The sequence below is a fragment of the Peribacillus sp. Bi96 genome (assembly GCF_918698115.1).
GTDB lineage: Bacteria > Bacillota > Bacilli > Bacillales > DSM-1321 > Peribacillus.
The window spans coordinates 1-1,846 of sequence record NZ_CAKKLV010000066.1 but is presented as its reverse complement, the minus strand read 5'-3'; the positions used below and the strand labels follow the sequence as shown (position 1 = coordinate 1,846).

The following is a 1,846-nucleotide window of genomic DNA, read 5'->3' as shown; positions in this document are numbered from 1 at the left end:
TTGAACTCCCTCAGTATGATAGCTATATCTCTCGAATGCTCACTTATTCGCAGGATTTCATAACCCTTGAAAATACATTAACGGTTAAAAGCAATGAGCTCAGATCATTTTGGTTTCATGGAGGCATAGTTAAATAAAGGAGTAATAAGAAACTCCATATTCTACCATATAATGCACATAATCTCCACGCCGCCCCTGGAGGCTTTCCCTCCCATGTCTCAACGGGTCATCGAAAAATATGCCCTCTCATTCCTTCGTCATGCCTATCCAAGGGGTGGAGGCCAGTTATGCTAACCTAATGGGTCGGTGCCCTTTTGTTCAAGAAATCTGGTACTCCGTGCATCTTTGAAATCCTACGAATAAGAAAACATTCGACAAAAGATAAGCTGAAAATAAAGTATTAATTATTTTCAAGTGAGGTTCCCTTCGAGAACCTGTAAAGCATGATTTATTCAATAAAAACTAGGCTGCTAGAGCTGAAAAAGGTTGTAATTTTTCTGGGGAATAAGATTCATTTCGTTTGGCTATGCCTACAAATACTCGAGCCAGTTTACCAACCAATTTCATAATTGATTTCATTTTCTTTATTTTTTTCACCTTAACATTATTAGCGTGCAACGCTTTAAACTCAGGGTTATTCATGACAAGGCACATCGTCGCTAGGTATAAGAAACGCCGTAGTCTGGATCTCCCACGTTTAGAAATGACAATCTGACCTTTCCATTTACCAGAGCTCGCCTCGGAAAGATGTAACCCTGCATGACGAAGTAGAGAATTACCGTGGGCGAATCCACTTAAATCTCCAGCTTCCCCTAAAATTCCAGCTAAAGAGATTTCACTGATCCCTTTAATAGCCAACAGTTTCTTTGCGAAAGGAATATGTTGAAGCACGTTAGTGACTTCTTGTTCCACTCTTTCGAGTTGCATTGAAGCTAGATCATACTCTTCCAGTAGTTGTTCTAAATGTAGCTTGTAAGCATCATGTGCTTGGTGGGATCCGATAGAGCGTTTAGCTAAATCTATAAGTTGATAAGCTTTTTTCAACCCAGGCTGACGCTTCATTACCGATTTCCATTTGGCTACAATATCTTGAGGTTGCATCGATCGTAACTCGATTGGTGTCGGAAACAAACGTAGAGTTGCGATTGCCCCTTTTCCTTTCACATCTTTAAACACTTGTCGTAGCTCAGGAAAGACAACATCTACCCATCGATTTAATTGATTAATAGAACTAACGAGACGTTTTACGATTACGTCACGGTTGGACATAAGAACTCGAAGTTTTTCGAAAGACTCTGAAGCCACATGAACAAAAGAATAGTATCCATTCTTGACCATATCCGCAATCACGAGAGCGTCTTTTTTATCACTTTTGGACTGAGTGTTATCTCGATTTTCTTTATTTCTTTTTACAAGGTGAGGATTGACTGTTACGACATCAACCTTTTCGTTAGATAACCATTTCGATAGATTAATCCAGTAATGACCTGTAGGTTCCATACCGACAATAGTTGTGTCTAAGCTGTTTTTACCTTTTAGTTTATTAATCCATTCTAGAAATCTGTTAAAGCCTTCTTCGTTATTTTCAAAAGTAAGAGGATCACCTACCACGATTCCTCGATAATTTACAGCTCGAGCAACGTGTAATTGTTGGGCGATATCCACGCCAACAACGAGATGTCGATCAGAAATTCGTTCAATGAGTTGATTTTGTTTGTCCTGCATTTTAAAATTCATATTAGGGTTCCTCCTAAGGTTTTGAGTTAGAGTGATGTCTTACTCATATCTTACTGAGGAGCCCTATTTTTTTCAAAGTTAATAATTAACGCTCTACAGGAATGCTAAC

At 38.8% G+C, this 1,846-nt stretch carries 1 protein-coding gene; it reads right to left on the bottom strand.

What is annotated here, in order from left to right:
- Positions 1-462 precede the first annotated feature (462 nt).
- On the bottom strand, positions 463-1,737 hold the full coding sequence (locus LQ203_RS27255) for an IS110 family transposase (protein ID WP_230163051.1): 1,275 nt from the start codon (positions 1,735-1,737) through the stop codon (positions 463-465).
- Positions 1,738-1,846 lie beyond the last annotated feature (109 nt).